This window comes from Streptomyces sp. NPDC051217, from assembly GCF_044455465.1.
In the GTDB taxonomy this organism is placed as follows: Bacteria; Actinomycetota; Actinomycetes; order Streptomycetales; family Streptomycetaceae; genus Streptomyces.
Genome location: NZ_JBITEV010000004.1, coordinates 167,085 through 182,005, shown reverse-complemented (window position 1 = coordinate 182,005; position 14,921 = coordinate 167,085). Strand labels below are relative to the sequence as shown.

12 protein-coding genes are annotated in these 14,921 nt (G+C 70.3%); 7 read left to right on the top strand and 5 right to left on the bottom strand.

Features of this window, described 5'->3' with window-relative positions:
- The first annotated feature begins 48 nt into the window (after positions 1 to 48).
- The 4 genes from ACIBBB_RS12125 to ybaK all read left to right on the top strand — a co-directional run bounded on the left by ACIBBB_RS12125 (position 49) and on the right by ybaK (position 4,115).
- Positions 49 to 1,668: an oxidoreductase gene (locus ACIBBB_RS12125; RefSeq protein ID WP_398980940.1), complete on the top strand. Its 1,620-nt coding sequence runs from the start codon at positions 49 to 51 to the stop codon at positions 1,666 to 1,668.
- A gap of 113 nt (positions 1,669 to 1,781) precedes the next feature.
- A complete protein-coding gene (locus ACIBBB_RS12120; protein ID WP_398980939.1) occupies positions 1,782 to 2,810 on the top strand; it encodes a hypothetical protein in 1,029 nt (342 codons plus the stop codon).
- Between the two features lie 5 nt (positions 2,811 to 2,815).
- The gene (locus ACIBBB_RS12115; protein ID WP_398980938.1) at positions 2,816 to 3,556 is read left to right on the top strand and encodes an LON peptidase substrate-binding domain-containing protein; all 741 of its coding nucleotides are present in this window, start codon (positions 2,816 to 2,818) and stop codon (positions 3,554 to 3,556) included.
- 58 nt (positions 3,557 to 3,614) lie between these two features.
- On the top strand, positions 3,615 to 4,115 hold the full coding sequence (ybaK, locus tag ACIBBB_RS12110; protein WP_398980937.1) for a Cys-tRNA(Pro) deacylase: 501 nt from the start codon (positions 3,615 to 3,617) through the stop codon (positions 4,113 to 4,115).
- Between the two features lie 23 nt (positions 4,116 to 4,138).
- On the opposite strand, the gene ACIBBB_RS12105 is transcribed toward ybaK, so the two are convergent.
- The 4 genes from ACIBBB_RS12105 to ACIBBB_RS12090 form a co-directional block, all read right to left on the bottom strand.
- Positions 4,139 to 4,810, bottom strand: a complete 672-nt coding sequence (locus ACIBBB_RS12105; protein WP_398980936.1) for a DUF2567 domain-containing protein — start codon at positions 4,808 to 4,810, stop codon at positions 4,139 to 4,141.
- Between the two features lie 34 nt (positions 4,811 to 4,844).
- Positions 4,845 to 5,687 carry an ABC transporter permease gene (locus ACIBBB_RS12100; protein WP_398980935.1) on the bottom strand — a complete coding sequence of 281 codons (843 nt, stop codon included), beginning with the start codon at positions 5,685 to 5,687 and terminating at the stop codon, positions 4,845 to 4,847.
- A gap of 241 nt (positions 5,688 to 5,928) precedes the next feature.
- Positions 5,929 to 6,900 carry an ABC transporter ATP-binding protein gene (locus ACIBBB_RS12095; protein WP_398981305.1) on the bottom strand — a complete coding sequence of 324 codons (972 nt, stop codon included), beginning with the start codon at positions 6,898 to 6,900 and terminating at the stop codon, positions 5,929 to 5,931.
- A 124-nt stretch (positions 6,901 to 7,024) separates the two neighbouring features.
- Complete coding sequence (locus ACIBBB_RS12090) at positions 7,025 to 8,335, bottom strand: NYN domain-containing protein (RefSeq protein WP_398980934.1); 1,311 nt, start codon at positions 8,333 to 8,335, stop codon at positions 7,025 to 7,027.
- Between the two features lie 236 nt (positions 8,336 to 8,571).
- Here ACIBBB_RS12090 and ACIBBB_RS12085 point away from each other — a divergent pair, with 236 nt between their 5' ends.
- The gene (locus tag ACIBBB_RS12085; protein ID WP_398980933.1) at positions 8,572 to 8,748 is read left to right on the top strand and encodes a hypothetical protein; all 177 of its coding nucleotides are present in this window, start codon (positions 8,572 to 8,574) and stop codon (positions 8,746 to 8,748) included.
- Between the two features lie 111 nt (positions 8,749 to 8,859).
- Here ACIBBB_RS12085 and dnaE read toward each other — a convergent pair whose 3' ends face one another.
- On the bottom strand, positions 8,860 to 12,405 hold the full coding sequence (gene dnaE / locus ACIBBB_RS12080) for a DNA polymerase III subunit alpha (RefSeq protein ID WP_398980932.1): 3,546 nt from the start codon (positions 12,403 to 12,405) through the stop codon (positions 8,860 to 8,862).
- A gap of 295 nt (positions 12,406 to 12,700) precedes the next feature.
- Between dnaE and ACIBBB_RS12075 the strand changes: the two genes are divergently transcribed.
- Together ACIBBB_RS12075 and ACIBBB_RS12070 are read left to right on the top strand one after the other, a co-directional pair.
- Positions 12,701 to 14,035 (top strand): DUF2252 domain-containing protein, encoded by a 1,335-nt coding sequence (locus tag ACIBBB_RS12075; protein WP_398980931.1) that lies wholly within the window; start codon positions 12,701 to 12,703, stop codon positions 14,033 to 14,035.
- 93 nt (positions 14,036 to 14,128) lie between these two features.
- Positions 14,129 to 14,821, top strand: coding sequence for a hypothetical protein (locus tag ACIBBB_RS12070; protein ID WP_398980930.1), 693 nt, complete (start codon positions 14,129 to 14,131; stop codon positions 14,819 to 14,821).
- Positions 14,822 to 14,921: the final 100 nt, after the last annotated feature.

Genomic DNA, 14,921 nt, shown 5'->3' with positions numbered 1-14,921 from the left:
TACGGCGCGCAGCACACAGCACGGCAAACGGGGAAGTGAGGCGCGGCAGTGTCCGAGCCGCAGGACGACGAAGCTCCGGACTGGCTCTCGGCCACAGAACTCGGCATGTGGCAGGCGTTCCGGAACGGCAGTACCTACGACCTGAGTGTGCCGAGTCCACTGCTCAACGATCCGGCTGCGGCCGGACCCTGGGGCGAACACCGCAGCGTCCGCGCCCGGGTCGTCGCGCTTCTGCTGCTCAGCGGTCCGTCGGCGCGCCCGGGACGGGTCGCCGCGCTCAAGCTGCGCGGGGCCCACATCAGCGGGTCCCTGGATCTCGCGGGCGGCAATGTCGAGCCGTATGTGGAGCTGACCTACTGCCGCTTCGAGCGGGAACTGGTACTGCCGGAGTGCCACTTCACCACGTTGCGGCTGGTGGGCTGTGTGATCCCGCGCCTGGAGGCCGCCCGGCTGCGCACCGAGGGCGATCTGCATCTGCCGCGCTGCCAGATCGCGCGCGGTATCCGGCTCACCGACGCGCAGATCGGCACGGACCTGCTGATCAGCCAGATATCCGTCCGGCCGGACAGCAGCAACCGGTCGATAGCCGCCGACGGGATGTCGGTCGGCCAGGACCTCCAGGCCGAACAGATAGACACGCACGGGGAGTTCAGCCTGCGCGGCTCGAAGGTCGGGGGCTCGCTGATGCTGCGCGGCAGCCGGCTGCGCGCGGCGGGCGAGCGCCGCGCGCTCAACGCGCCGCAGCTGACCGTGGAGCGCTCGCTCTATATGACGGGCGCCGTCGTGAGCATCGCGACGGGCAACGCCAACTCGACACCTCCGTACGGCACGGTCTACACCGGCAACGCCGTCCGCCCCGCGTCGCTGCCGCCGGGCACCGAGATCCGGCGCTTCGAGTGCTACGGCGGGGTCCGGCTGGACGACGGCCGGTTCGGCGACACGATCGACCTCCACCAGGCCCGTTTCCTGATGTCGGCCGGCCAGGAGCTGTCGCTGCGCCGGATAACGGCGACGGAGCTCCGCTTCCAGTGCGAGCGCCCGCTGGAGGGCCGGGTCGTGCTCAACGGCGCGAAGATCACCACGCTGATGGATCTCTCCACGAGCTGGCCGGGCCCCGGCGGTCTCGCGATGGGCGGTTTCGTCTACGAGAACGTGGTGCCGTCCGGCCACTTCCCGCTCAACCGCCGGCTGGAGTGGCTGGACTCGGCGACGCCGGAGTACTCGCCGGAGCCGTACGAACGCCTCGCGCAGGTGATGCGCAACAGCGGCGAGGACGCGGACGCCCGTGAGGTGCTGCTGGCCAAGCAGCGCAGACGGCGCGAGACGCTGCCGCTGGCGGGGAAGGTGTGGGGCTTCATCCAGGACTGGACGGTGGCGTACGGCTACCGGCCGGGCCGGGCCGCGCTGTGGATGGCCATGCTGTGGGCGGCGGGCACGTTCGTCTTCGCCCGGCACGCCCCGGAGCCGATCAAGTCCGAGGAGCATCCGGCGTGGAATCCGGCGCTGTACGTGCTGGATCTGCTGGTGCCGGTGATCGATCTGGGCCAGGACGGGCACTGGCGGCCGGAGGGCGGCTGGCAGTGGCTTTCGGCGGTGATGATTCTGCTCGGCTGGATCCTCGCCACAACAGTCGCAGCAGGTGCCTCACGTCTCCTGCGTCGCGGCTGACCCAGCGTCCAAGGGCTTTCTTTGCTCTCCCTTGACCTGCCCGGAGACAACCTTTCACCCACCACCAAAGCTTCACATGTGCCCTCTGGCGCCCCTGCGACCTGCGGTTTTCAATGGTCCGCACCATGTCATTGATTCGCGCCCTGATCAGCACCGCGCGCATGGTCCGGCACACCCCGCGACTCGCCGAGGGACTTCCGCCGGACGATGCGGTACTGCTCGACGCCCCCGACGACCGGCTCGCCCCGGCGCTCGTCTCCGCCGCACTCGGCGAGTACGAGCACGCGGCGAAGCTGCTGGCGACCACGCGCGAATCCGCCGAGTGGGAGGACCGCGACCGCTACGTGATGCGGCTCGCCGCCTTCGCCCACAACCGCCACGAATGGCTCGCCCGCTGGCTCGCCGCCTCGCCCGCCGACCCGGACGCGCTCGTCGTCAAGGCCGAACTCGGCGTACGCAAAGCCTGGGAGTCCCCGGCCCGCGCCGAGCTGCTGGGCGAGATGGGCCCGCTGATCGGCGCTGCGGCCGAGGGCGACCCGCGCGACCCGGTGCCGTGGCGGATCGCCCTGGACCACGCGCGTGGCACGCACGCGGGCCACCAAGCCTTCGAGTCGCTGTGGGGCGAGGCGGTGCGCCGCTCCTCCCATCACTACGGGTGCCATGTCGCGGCCCTCCAGTACCTCTCCGGCCAGTGGCACGGCTCGCACCAGGAGTGCTTCGACTTCGCCGAACAGGCCGCCGCGGACGCGCTGCCCGGGTCGCTCGTGAAGGCACTTCCGATGCGGGCCGCCTTCAGCCGGCTGCTGGGCGGTGACCTCACCTCCGTGACGACGGACCGGATAGACGCGGCCTGCGACGAGGCGATCCTGCTCTCGTCCATGTACGGGGTGGGCGACCCCTGGCCGGCGGAGGTACGGAATCTGCTGGCGTACGTGCTGGTCAGACGGCACCGATGGGACGAGGCGCTGGAACAGTTCCGGCTGATAGGCCCGTACGCGACGTCCTTTCCCTGGACGTCGCTGACCGACGATCCGCTGGGTCAGTTCCTGGAGATACGCGACGGTGTACGCCTCCAGGTGGCCTCCGGAATGCCGTTGTGGAACCGGACAGACCGAGGGCGACCGCGCGGCCATTACGCTTGACCGTTGTGACCACCGCACATCTCCCTCTCTTCCCGCTGAACGCGGTGTTGTTCCCGGGCCTCGTCATGCCCCTGAACATCTTCGAGGAGCGGTATCGCGCCATGATGCGCGACCTGCTCAAAATAGACGAGTCCGAACCGCGACGCTTCGTCGTGGTCGCCATCCGCGACGGGCACGAGGTCGCGCCGACCGCCTCGGGCATGCCCGACCCCACGTCCCTGCCGGAACGCGGGCCCTCGGCGGGCTTCGGCACCGAACCGCTCAAGGCCTTCCACCAGGTGGGCTGCGTCGCCGACGCGACCACCATCCGCGAACGCCAGGACGGCAGCTTCGAGGTGCTCGGCACCGGCACCAGCCGGGTCCGGCTGCTCTCCGTCGACACGAGCGGGCCCTATCTGACCGCCGAGGTCGAGGCGGTCGAGGAGGACTCGGGCGAGGGTGCGGGAGCACTCGCCGAAGGCGTCCTGCGGGCGTTCCGCAGCTACCAGAAACGGCTGGCGGGAGCGCGTGAGCGGTCGCTGTCGACCGGCGACGACCTGCCCGAGGAGCCGTCCGTCGTCTCGTATCTGGTGGCCGCGGCGGCCGTCCTGGACATCCCGGCGAAACAGCGGCTGCTCCAGGCCCCGGACACGGTGACGCGACTGCGGGAGGAACTGAGGCTGCTGCGCGCCGAGACGGCGGTGATCCGGCATCTTCCGTCGCTGCCGGCCGTGGACCTCACCCGGGGCCCGACGAGCCCGAACTGACCTCCGCCGGCACATCCAAGCTCTTCCGGCTCTTCAACTGACGCGAGGAACAGGTCCCTTGGCGAAGAAGCAAGCGAGGAAAACCGCAGGCGGCACCCCGGCGACGGTCGCGCTGACGGCGGCGAAGGCCGAGTTCACCCTGCACGCGTACGAGCACGACCCGGCGGCCCCCTCGTACGGCGAGGAGGCCGCGGCGGCTCTGGGGGTCTCGGCGGACCGGGTGTTCAAGACACTGGTCGCCGACGTCGACGGCGAACTGACCGTGGCGGTCGTCCCGGTCTCCGGCTCGCTGGACCTCAAGGCGCTGGCCGCCGCGGTGGGCGGCAAGCGCGCGACGATGGCGGACCCGGCGGCGGCGGAGCGCACCACGGGCTACGTACGCGGCGGCATCTCACCACTGGGCCAGCGCAAGCGGCTCCGTACGGTCCTCGACTCCTCGGCGGGGGCCCACGCGACGGTCTGCGTCTCGGCGGGCCGCCGCGGCCTGGAGGTGGAACTGTCCCCGTCGGACCTGACCTCCCTGACAGCCGCGACGCTGGCCCCGATCGCCAAGCCCTGACGGCCGGGGGCGTGTCCGGCGGGTCAGCGTCCGGTTTCCGGCCCGTCCTCCCGGTCGGCCGGCAGGTACGGCGCCCCGAACGGCACCCACTCCGGCTCCGGGTCGCGCGGACCGAACAGCGCCGTCAGCGCCAGATGCACGACCATCGCCGCCACCGGCCATGCCAGCAGCGCGCCCCGCGCGTTCAGCTCCAGCGGCGCGTCGAACGTCGCACCCTCTCCCGCCGCGCGCGCCTGCGTGACCACGTCGTCCGGGCCCAGCCCCCAGCCGACCAGCCAGGCCAGCCCCGACCCGAGCAGCGCGCCCAGCGCCAGGCCCACGACCAGCGGGACACCGCCGCGCCGGCGGAAGACGAAGACCAGGGCCGCGCTGACGGCGCCGAATCCCAGGGCCAGCAGCACGAACGTGCCGTCCGCGCCGATCGCCTCCTCGCCCTCCGTGTCCTTCAGGAACACGGCCGACTCACCGGCGATCAGGGGCACCCGGGGCGACAGCCAGAGCCAGAGCAGTCCGAGCAGGACACCGGAGACAGCCACGACGAGCGTCACGACGGAGGCCTGCCTCAGCTCGGTCCTCGTGTCGGTCGCGTCCGCCGCCTCGGCGGCGGGGTTGGCGGCCGTGGCTCCCGCGCCCCGGGCTTTCTGCCAGGGGTCGTCGTTCGGGGGCTGGTGGGGCGGCGTCAGAGGAGCTGTCACCCCGCCATCGTGCCAGGCGTGGCCCGGCGGTGCCTCATCGGACTGCCGCACGCCTGTACGCCCACGTCGCCACGGCCAGCGAGACGACGCCGACGGCCGCGCACACCGCGAGGTCGAGCACGACGGTGGGCCAGTCGGGATGCCGGTCGAAGGTACGGGCCAGGGCCTCCACACCGTACGTGGACGGCAGCAGATCCCGGGCGTACGTGAACGGCCCCGGCAGCCGGTCGGCGGGCAGCACACCCAGCAGCAGCGCGGCGGACATACCGAGCTGCCCGAACAGCGTGGCCAGCTCCTGACGGGGCGCGAGCAGCCCCAGCGCCGCCCCGAGCCCGGCCAGCGCGGCGCCGGAGAGCGGGATGACGGCGACCAGCACCCAGAGATGGGTGAGCGGCAGATCGAAGAGCAGACTGCCGGTCACCGCGGTCACGGCGGTGCCCGGCACGGTGAACGAGGCGTACGCCCCGGCCGCGCCCAGCACCACGGCGGCGGGCGGTACGGGCAGCGTGGCGTAGTGGTCGAGACCGCCGGTGGCCCGGAGCTGACCGAAGTACTGGGCGAGCAGATTGAGCGCGACGAACGCCACGACGAGCACGCTGGACCCGGCGACCACGGCCCGCGCCTCGGCGCCGCCGTCGACGACACCGCGCATCAGGATCATGATCCCGACGGACTGGAAGGTCGCCACGAAAAGCAGCGGGATCCGGGCGACCCGCGCCCGCGACAGCTGCGCGCGGTACACGGCGGCGAGCGAGGGCAGCAGCCGCGCCCGCGGCGCCAGCGCCGCCGGCGCCCGGTCGGCTCGGTCGGTCGCGGCACGGGCGTCCGGAACTGTCCGGCTCTTCCCACCGACGGCCTCCGCGGGCACGATGCTCACCTGACGCAGCTCCTGTTCGCTCCGGACGGACGGACACGGGCACGCCATGTGACGCACGTGGCCGACCGCGACCAGCGTGCCATACGCCCGGAACGCGCCGAACGCCCCGTAGGGACGGCCGAGTTCCGGCCGAACGCGGGAAACCCGCCTTCGGCGGCCACGGCGCGTGCGGATACCGCCGCGCGGCCCCCGGTGGCCGCGCGGGCAGGCATCGGAGCCGTACATCCGGAGTTCTTCGGGGTCACGCCTTCACCAGCCCCTGTGCCTGGCCGCCGAGGGCCAGATAGACGTCCTCCAGGCTGGGCGTCGCCAGCGTGAAGTCGTCGAGGGCCGCGAACGCCGCGCCGCCCGTCACGGCCGCCACCGCCGCGCGTGCCTCGTCGGGGGCGAGGCGCAGCACCCAGCGGCGGCCCGACTCCTGCGCGGAGCCGCGCAGCGCGGCGACCTCGGGGACGTCGAGCGGGGCGCGCTCGCGCCAGACGAGTTCGAGCCGTACCTCGCCCGCGACCTGTTCCTTGAGCCCGGACGGGGTGTCGCAGGCGATGACCTTGCCCCGGTCCAGCACGGCGACCCGGTCCAGGACCGTCTCGGCCTCGATGACGTTGTGGGTGACCAGCAGCACCGTCGCGCCGCGTTCGGCCCGGCGCCGGTCGACCGCCGCCCAGACGGCGCGCCTGGCGACCGGGTCCATACCGGTCGTGGGTTCGTCCAGGACGAGCACCGGCCGCTCCCCCACCAGCGTCGCCGCGAAGCAGGCCATTCGCCGCTGCCCGCCGGAGAGCTTCTTCAACGGGCGCCCGGCGAGTTCGGTCAGGCCGAGTTCCGCGAGCACCGCGTCCCGCTCCGCCCGCGCCTCGCTCAGACCGAGCCCCCGCAGCCGGCCCGTGGTCTCGGCCGCGAGCCCGACCGTCAACTCGTCGAGCGCCGTGGACTCCTGGCCGAGATAGCCGATGAGGCGCGAGGCACGTTCGGGATGGCCGACCAGATCGTGGCCGAGGACGTCGACGCTGCCGGAATCCGGCCGCATGAGCCCGGTGAGCTGACGTACGAGGGTGGACTTGCCCGCGCCGTTGGGACCGAGCAGTCCGAAGATCTCGCCCTGCCGCACGTCCAGGGAAATCCCGTCGTTCGCGCGCACCTCGGGCGTCGCCGGGGTCCCACGTCTGCCGCGCGCGGCGGGGTACGTCTTGACCAGCTCCCGCACCGCGCACACCGTACTCACAAGGGACGAGCCTACGGGGTCCAACCGCCCGGAATCCGCCCGGGGGCGCCCGGCGGCCTCCCGCCCTCGGGCGCGGGACTTGGCTGGTGGCCCGTCCCGCACCTGAGGGCGGGCACTACTCCGCCGCTCCGCCACCCTTCGCGGACGGACCCTCCGCCGCCGCCCGCACATCGATCTCACGCCAGAACCCCGCCCTGATCGCGTACCGGTCGTGCTCGTCGATCTGGTCGTCCTTGTGCGCGAGCAACCCGAAGCGGGCCGCGTACCTCAGAACCTCGCCGTCGATACGGTGCGGGATCCGCGGATACATCGTGGACAGCTTCTGCACATGGCCCGTGTCCGGCAGCCGCTCCATCCAGCGCCGGGCGAACACCTGGCCCACCTCGAAGGGGTCGCCGCCGACCGTCGTGATGTCCTCCTCGCGGTCGGCCCAGCGCTGCTCCGCGCTGGTGAGCTGGGCGAGCGTCGGCAGCGACGCGGTCTCGGGCGACTCCCCGAGCTGGCTCCCGCCCCCCGTGCGCTCGACCCAGCCCCGGTCGGACGACCAGCGCAGTGTCGCGTTCCCCGGCGGGGGCGCGGGCGCGGCGTGGGGTCCCGGGGCGCGCAGGGCGGCCAGGTCCTTCGGGGTGGGGACGCCCTTGCCGCCCGTCGGCGCCGACTGCGCGGTCTCGGGGTCGTGCTCGTGCCCCGGCCCGGCGCCGGGCCCGTGGTCCGTCGTCGCCGGCGCCGTCCCGTTGCGCGCGGCCGCGGCCTGTGCCTCGGCCGCCCGCTCGGCGGACGCGGCGAGCGCCGATTCGGGCAGCGGCGCGGAGAGGATGGCGGCGATCTCGGGGCGCGGCGCGGGGGTCGGCGCGCAGACGCCGCCGAAGTCCTTGGCGCGTACGGCCTTGGTGATCCAGGCCCGGTCGAGCACCCGGCGTTCGTCGGCCTCGGCCACCAGGTCCTCGGACTGGTTGTAGTCGCCGTCCGCCGCCTGCACCGCCCACAGGTGCACGGCGACGCCGTGTTCCTTCGCGGACATCAGGCCGGGCAGCAGATCGCCGTCACCGGTCACCAGCACCACGTCCGAGCAGGCGCGATTTCTGGCCAACTCCGTGAGCTCGGCATGCATCGCCGCGTCGACGCCCTTCTGCGCCCATCTCCCGTCGCTACGGGTCAGAGCACCGAGCCGGACGGTGACACGTGACATGACGCGCAGTCGGCGGTGTTCGGGCTGCGGTACACGGTCGGGGGCGCCGTCGAACCAGTAGATACGGAGCAGCGGCTGCTCCGTATCGGCCTCGGCGCGCTCGCGCAGCCCCTGGATGAGGGCGGCGTGGTCGACGGTGATGCGTGAGCGGGCCGGTTCTCCGGCGAGGAGGCTCGCGGCGGCGCCCAGCAGGTAACCGGCGTCCACCAGGACGACGCAGCGGTCCACGTGTTCCACCCTCTTTCGGGAACGTCGGGATCGGAAGTTGCTACGGGTTTGCTTCGAGTCTGCCCGACCGCAACTGGCTTAACGGCCGGAACTGGATCATCGGCGTGGCGTGTCCCTCCCGGCTACCCCCAGGGACGGCCGAACCATAGTCCGTTACACACAGCTATGATCCAAAATGCGGTGAGTCACGACATATGTGAATCTGGTCGCGGCCCTGGCCCCAACATCCTTCAGGAGGCAGCACCATGGCCAAGAACAAGAACCGTGACCGCGGCAAGCAGCAGGACCGCTCGTCCACCGAGCGTGGTGCCGAGCAGCCCTCGTCCTCCTCCACGGAGGCCAAGGCCGAGCAGATACAGTCGCAGGTCACGCCGTCCGACGTGGCCCACAAGGGCCGCCAGAAGCGCTTCGGCCACAACTGACGCGTCGGCCCACGCGGTCGGCCGCACATGACGAGAGAGGGGCACGACCGGTCTCCCGGGCGTGCCCCTCCGCGCGTACGCGTTCCCCCACCGCCAACCCGCCGGGTACCGCTACCCCGCCAGGCAGGACGGCCCGAGCAGCACCTTCAAGTCACCGAAGAGCGCCGGGTCGGGCTGCACCCGGTGCCGGTCGAGCCGCAGCACCGTCGTCTTCCGTGCGCCCTGGAGCTTGATCCGCACCTCGGAGTTGCCCCGGTGGTGGCTGAGGATCTCACCCAGCCTGCTGACCATGGGCGGGGTCAGCTTCACCGTGGGGATGGTGATCGTGACCGGCGCGTTCGTCCCGCTGGAGGACAGGTCGGGGACCTGGAGCTCCATCGCGACAAGACGCGGGATGTCCTCGCGCTTGTCGAGACGGCCCTTGACGAAGACGACAGTGTCCTCGACCAGTTGGGTGGAGACCAGTTGGTAGGTCGCGGGGAAGAACATGCACTCGATCGAGCCCGCCAGATCCTCCACGGTGGCGATCGCCCACGCGTTGCCCTGCTTGGTCATCTTCCGCTGGAGGCCGGAGATGATGCCGCCGATCGTGACCACCGCGCCGTCCGCGTGCTCACCGCCGGTGAGCTGCGAGATCGCCGCGTCGGACTTGTCGGACAGCACATGCTCGATACCGAAGAGCGGGTGGTCGGAGACGTACAGACCGAGCATTTCCCGTTCCTGCGCGAGCAGATACGACTTGTCCCACTCCACGTCCGAGAATTCCACGTCGAGCCCGAAGCCCGGCTCGGAGGAGGCGTCGTCGCCGTCGCCCATGCCGCCGAAGAGGTCGAACTGCCCCTCCGCCTCCTTGCGCTTGACCTGTACGACGTTGTCGATCATCGGCTCGTGGTGCGCGACGAGGCCCTTGCGGGTGTGGCCCATCTCATCGAAGGCGCCCGCCTTGATGAGGGATTCGACGGTGCGCTTGTTGCAGACGACCGCCTCGACCTTGTCCAGGAAGTCGGGGAAGGTGGCGTACTTCCCCTTCGCCTTCCGCGAGCGGATGATCGACTCGACGACGTTCGTGCCGACATTGCGGACGGCCGTCAGCCCGAAGAGGATCACGTCGTCGCCCTGCGCGGCGAAGTTCGCCACCGACTCGTTCACATTCGGCGGCAGCACCTTGATGCCCATCCGCCGGCATTCGTTGAGGTAGACCGCCGACTTGTCCTTGTCGTCCTTCACCGAGGTCAGCAGGGCCGCCATGTATTCGGCGGGGTAATTCGCCTTCAGGTAGGCGGTCCAGTAGGTGACGAGCCCGTACGCGGAGGAGTGCGCCTTGTTGAACGCGTATCCCGCGAACGGGACCAGGACGTCCCAGAGCGCCTGGATGGCCTCGTCCGAGAAGTTGTTCTTCTTGGCACCGGCCTGGAACAGGACGAAGTTCTTCGCCAGTTCGTCGGCCTTCTTCTTGCCCATCACACGGCGGAGAATGTCCGCCTCGCCCAGCGAGTAGCCCGCGATGATCTGCGCGGCCTTCTGCACCTGCTCCTGATACACGATCAGGCCGTAGGTGAGGCCGAGGACCTCCTTGAGAGGCTCCTCCAACTCCGGGTGGATCGGGGTGATCTCCTGCTGCCCGTTCTTGCGCAGCGCGTAGTTCGTGTGCGAGTTCATGCCCATCGGGCCCGGCCGGTACAGGGCCGACACGGCGGAAATGTCCTCGAAGTTGTCGGGCTTCATCAGCCGCAGCAGCGAGCGCATCGGCCCGCCGTCGAACTGGAAGACGCCGAGCGTGTCACCGCGGCAGAGCAGTTCGTACGTCGTGGGGTCGTCCAACGGCAGGGACAGCAGGTCGAGATCGATGTCCTTGTTGGCCTTCACCATCTTGACGGCGTCGTCCATGATGGTCAGATTTCGCAGACCCAGGAAGTCCATCTTCAGCAGGCCGAGCGACTCGCACTGCGGATAGTCCCACTGCGTGATCGTGACGCCGTCGGTGTGCCTGACCCAGACCGGCACATGGTCCGTGATCGTCTCGCTGGACATGATCACGCCTGCCGCGTGCACGCCCATCTGCCGCACCAGGCCCTCGACACCCTTCGCGGTGTCGATGACCTTCTTGACGTCCGGCTCGTTCTCGTACATCCCCCGGATCTCGCCCGCCTCGCTGTAGCGCGGGTGCTTGGGGTCGGTGATGCCGTTGAGGTCGATGCCCTTGCCGAGGACATCCGCGGGCATGGCCTTGGTGAGCCGGTCGCCCATCGCGTACGGATAACCCAGCACGCGCGCCGAGTCCTTGATGGCGTTCTTCGCCTTGATCTTTCCGTACGTGCCGATCATGGCGACCTTGTCGGCGCCGTACTTCTCGGTCACGTACCTGATGACCTCACCGCGCCTGCGCTCGTCGAAGTCGATGTCGACATCCGGCATGGAGATGCGCTCGGGGTTGAGGAACCGCTCGAAGATCAGGCCGTGTTCGATCGGGTCGAGGTCGGTGATGCCCATCGCGTACGAGACGATCGAGCCGGCCGCGGAGCCCCGGCCGGGGCCGACGGCGATGCCGTTGTTCTTGGCCCACATGATGAAGTCCGCGACGACCAGGAAGTACCCGGGGAACCCCATCTCGATGATGATGCCCATCTCGTACTCGACCTGCTTGAGGCGGTCCTCCGGGATGCCGCCCGGGAAACGCCTGGCCATCCCGCGCATGGTCTCCTCGCGGAACCAGGTGATCTCGGTGAAGCCGTCGGGGATGTCGAACTTCGGCATCAGGTTCCGCTCCTGGAACCAGCCCTCCGTATCGATCTGCTGCGCCACCAGAAGGGTGTTGGCGCACCCCTCCTGCCACGCGTCCGACGAGTCGATCGCGTACATCTCGTCCGTCGACTTCAGGTAATAACCCGTCCCGTCGAACCGGAACCGGTCCGGATCCGACAGATTCTTACCCGTCTGAATACACAGCAGCGCATCATGCGCCGTCGCCTCGTTCGCGTACGTGTAGTGCGAGTCGTTCGTCACCAGCGGCGGAATCCCCAGCTTCCTCCCCACCTCCAGCAACCCGTCCCGCACCCGGCGCTCGATCTCGATGCCATGGTCCATCAACTCCAGGAAATACCGGTCCTTGCCGAAGATGTCCTGGTAGTCCGAAGCCGCCTGCACCGCCTCGTCGAACTGCCCCAGCCGCAGCCGCGTCTGCAACTCACCGGACGGGCACCCCGTCGACGCGATCAGACCCTCCGACCACTTCGCGATCGTCTCCCGGTCCATCCGCGGCCACTTCGTCAGCCAGCCTTCCGCGTACGCGTCCGACGACAACCGGAACAGATTGTGCAGACCGGTCTTGTTCGCCGCCCAGATCGTCTTGTGCGTATAACCGCCCGAACCGGAAACATCGTCCCGCTTCTGATGCGGCTGCCCCCACTGCACCTTCCGCTTGTTCCGCCGCGACTCCGGCGCCACATACGCCTCGATACCGATGATCGGCGTCACGCCCGCCTTCTTCGCCTGATGGAAGAAGTCGTACGCACCATGCAGATTCCCATGGTCCGTCATCGCGATATGGGACATCCCCATCTCATTGCACGCCTTGAACATGTCCCCCAACCGCGCCGCACCGTCCAGCAGCGAGTACTGGGTGTGGACATGCAGGTGCGTGAACGGCGGCTTGGTCACGGCTGAGGCCTCCAGCGAAACGAGCGTACGAGCGGGGCTGCCGAGCGAGGGCTGCCCTGGGGGGACAGCCTCGAAGTCTACGACCGCCCACTGACAATCCGAGCGCCTCCCGACGATGTCCCGGCGATGTCCCGACGAGTCGGAACCGGGCGTGACGAACCTTCGGGTCGACCGGCGCCGGACGGGCACGCACCGGTACGTTCGTGCGTTGCAAGTCACTGGCGGCGCCGTCGCCCGAGGCGGGTGGCGTGTCAGTTCATCCGCCCAGTTCGTCATGTTCCAGGAGGCACCACCGATGTCGGTCCCGCGCCCGGTCGAAGCCGCTGACCAGCAGCGAGGGGAGGAGATCCTCACCGTGTTCGGCACCGCCTTCGGTGCCCTGCTCGCCGCTGACCCGGCGGCCTTCCAGGTCAAATTCCGCAAGATGGCCGCCTCCGCCTTCGCCTTCTACCGAGGCACCGCCTGCCTGTTCTACAACGACCTGGAACGGGAGCAGCACGGCGGGCCGTACGTGGACGAGCGCACCGGCCGGGTCTGGATCCACGGCGATCTGCACGCCGAGAACTTCGGCACGTACATGGACGCGAACGGCCGGCTGATCTTCAACGTCAACGACTTCGACGAGGCCTATGTAGGACCGTTCACCTGGGACCTCAAGCGCCTGGCCGCGTCGCTCGCGCTGATCGGCTACACGAAGGCCCTCAGCGACGACCAGATCAGCGAACTGGTCCGGATCTACGCCGCGGCCTACCGCGAGCGGATCCACGCGCTGGCCACGGGCGCGAAGAACGACGAGGTGCCTCCGTTCACCCTGGACACGGCGACCGGCCCGCTCCTCGACGCGCTCCGCGACGCCCGCTCGCTGACCCGCTTCGGGCTGCTCGACTCGATGACCGAGATCCGTGACTTCGAGCGCCGCTTCGCCCCGGGCGGCGGCTCCATCGAGCTGGACGCCGCCACCCGTTACAAGGTCCTGGCGGCCTTCGACGGCTATCTGGAGACCCTGCCGGAGTCCAGCTTGACCCGCCCCGACTCCTACCGGGTGAAGGACGTCGTGGGACGGCGCGGCGTCGGCATCGGCTCGGCGGGCCTGCCCTCGTACAACATCCTGCTGGAGGGCAACAGCGACGCCCTGGAGAACGACGTCGTGATCTATCTCAAGCAGGCGCAGACCCCCGCCGTCTCCCGGCACATCACCGACGAGCGGGTGCGCGGCTACTTCCAGCACGAGGGCCACCGCACGGTGATCTCGCAGCGCGCGCTCCAGGCGCACGCCGACCCGTGGCTCGGCTGGACCGAGCTGGACGGCGCGGGCCAGCTGGTCGCCGAGATCTCCCCGTACGCGGTCGATCTCGACTGGTCGGACCTCGACGACCCGGCCGAGATCGCCGCCGTCGTCGCCGACCTCGGCCGGGCGACGGCGACGATGCACGGGGCGGCGGACGACGAGAGCGGCCACTCTCTGGTGCCGTTCAACACGGAGCGGGCCATCGACGCGGCTATCGCGGCGGACGAGGAGGGCTTCCCCGAGCTGCTGGTGGAGTTCGCCCACAGCTACGGGGCACGGGCGCGCGCCGACCACCAGATCTTCGTGGACCTCTTCCGCAACGGACAGCTCGCCGGCGGCTGACCTTGCACCGCCCCGGTCCCACCGGTCGGATCCGACCGGGGCGACGGCGACCTTAGGGACCCCTTACAGGTTCTCGTGGCACACTCGGCGAGGATGGACATATCGGCGGCACGGCTCAGGGCGCTGCGGGCGGCATTGTTCACGGCACTGGCCGTGACGCTGTCCGCCGGTTCCCATGTCCTGCTGTCGCGGGCCCCCCTGCCCCTCTCCGTCGTCGCCGTCCTGTGCGCCGTCGTGTTCCCGGTCTCCTACGCCCTCGCGGGCCGGGAGCGGGGCTTCTGGCGCATAGCGGCCCTGCTCGTCCCGCTCGAACTGGCCGCGGACACCATCTTCACCACCGGCCAGAACGTCTGTTACGGCGCCGCCGGCGGTCCGGTCGCCGGACCGCTGCGCTCCGTCGGCTTCGATGTCCTGTGCGGCGGCAGCTTCGGCTCCCCGCTGCCCGGGGTCTCGTCGGTCGCCTCGCCCGAGAGCGCGGCGGCGACCCTGCTGGGCTCGCCCGATCCCGCGCTCCCGTGGCTGCTGCTCGCCGCACATGTCGCGATCGGTCTGCTCGCCGCGCTCTGGCTGCGGCGGGGCGAGGCCGCCATGGCGGGCCTGGTGCGGGCGCTCGCCGGTTTCGCCTTCCGGCCGCTGCTGGTCGCCGTCGCGGTGGCCGGCACGGTCCGCCGTACGGTACGGCGCTTCCCGCGCCCCGCCACGGACCCGCACACTTCCCGGACGCGCCTGTGCGCGCACTCCGTCGGACGACGGGGACCACCTCGCTCGGCCCTTCTCCCGGCCTGAGCAGCACGACGGCAGCCGTCTTCGGCCGCCGTCCGTCCCCCGCGTAGCGGCGCACGCTTCTCCGCGCCCGCGCGTCTCGTTCGACCCACACGGAGTAGAC

Excerpts from the sequence above, each read along its gene's own strand:
- ACIBBB_RS12120 (WP_398980939.1), top strand. The coding sequence starts at position 1,782 with ATGGTCCGCACCATGTCATTGATTCGCGCCCTGATCAGCACCGCGCGC.
- ACIBBB_RS12085 (WP_398980933.1), top strand. The coding sequence starts at position 8,572 with ATGGCCAAGAACAAGAACCGTGACCGCGGCAAGCAGCAGGACCGCTCG.
- ACIBBB_RS12075 (WP_398980931.1), top strand. The coding sequence starts at position 12,701 with ATGTCGGTCCCGCGCCCGGTCGAAGCCGCTGACCAGCAGCGAGGGGAG.
- ACIBBB_RS12070 (WP_398980930.1), top strand. The coding sequence starts at position 14,129 with ATGGACATATCGGCGGCACGGCTCAGGGCGCTGCGGGCGGCATTGTTC.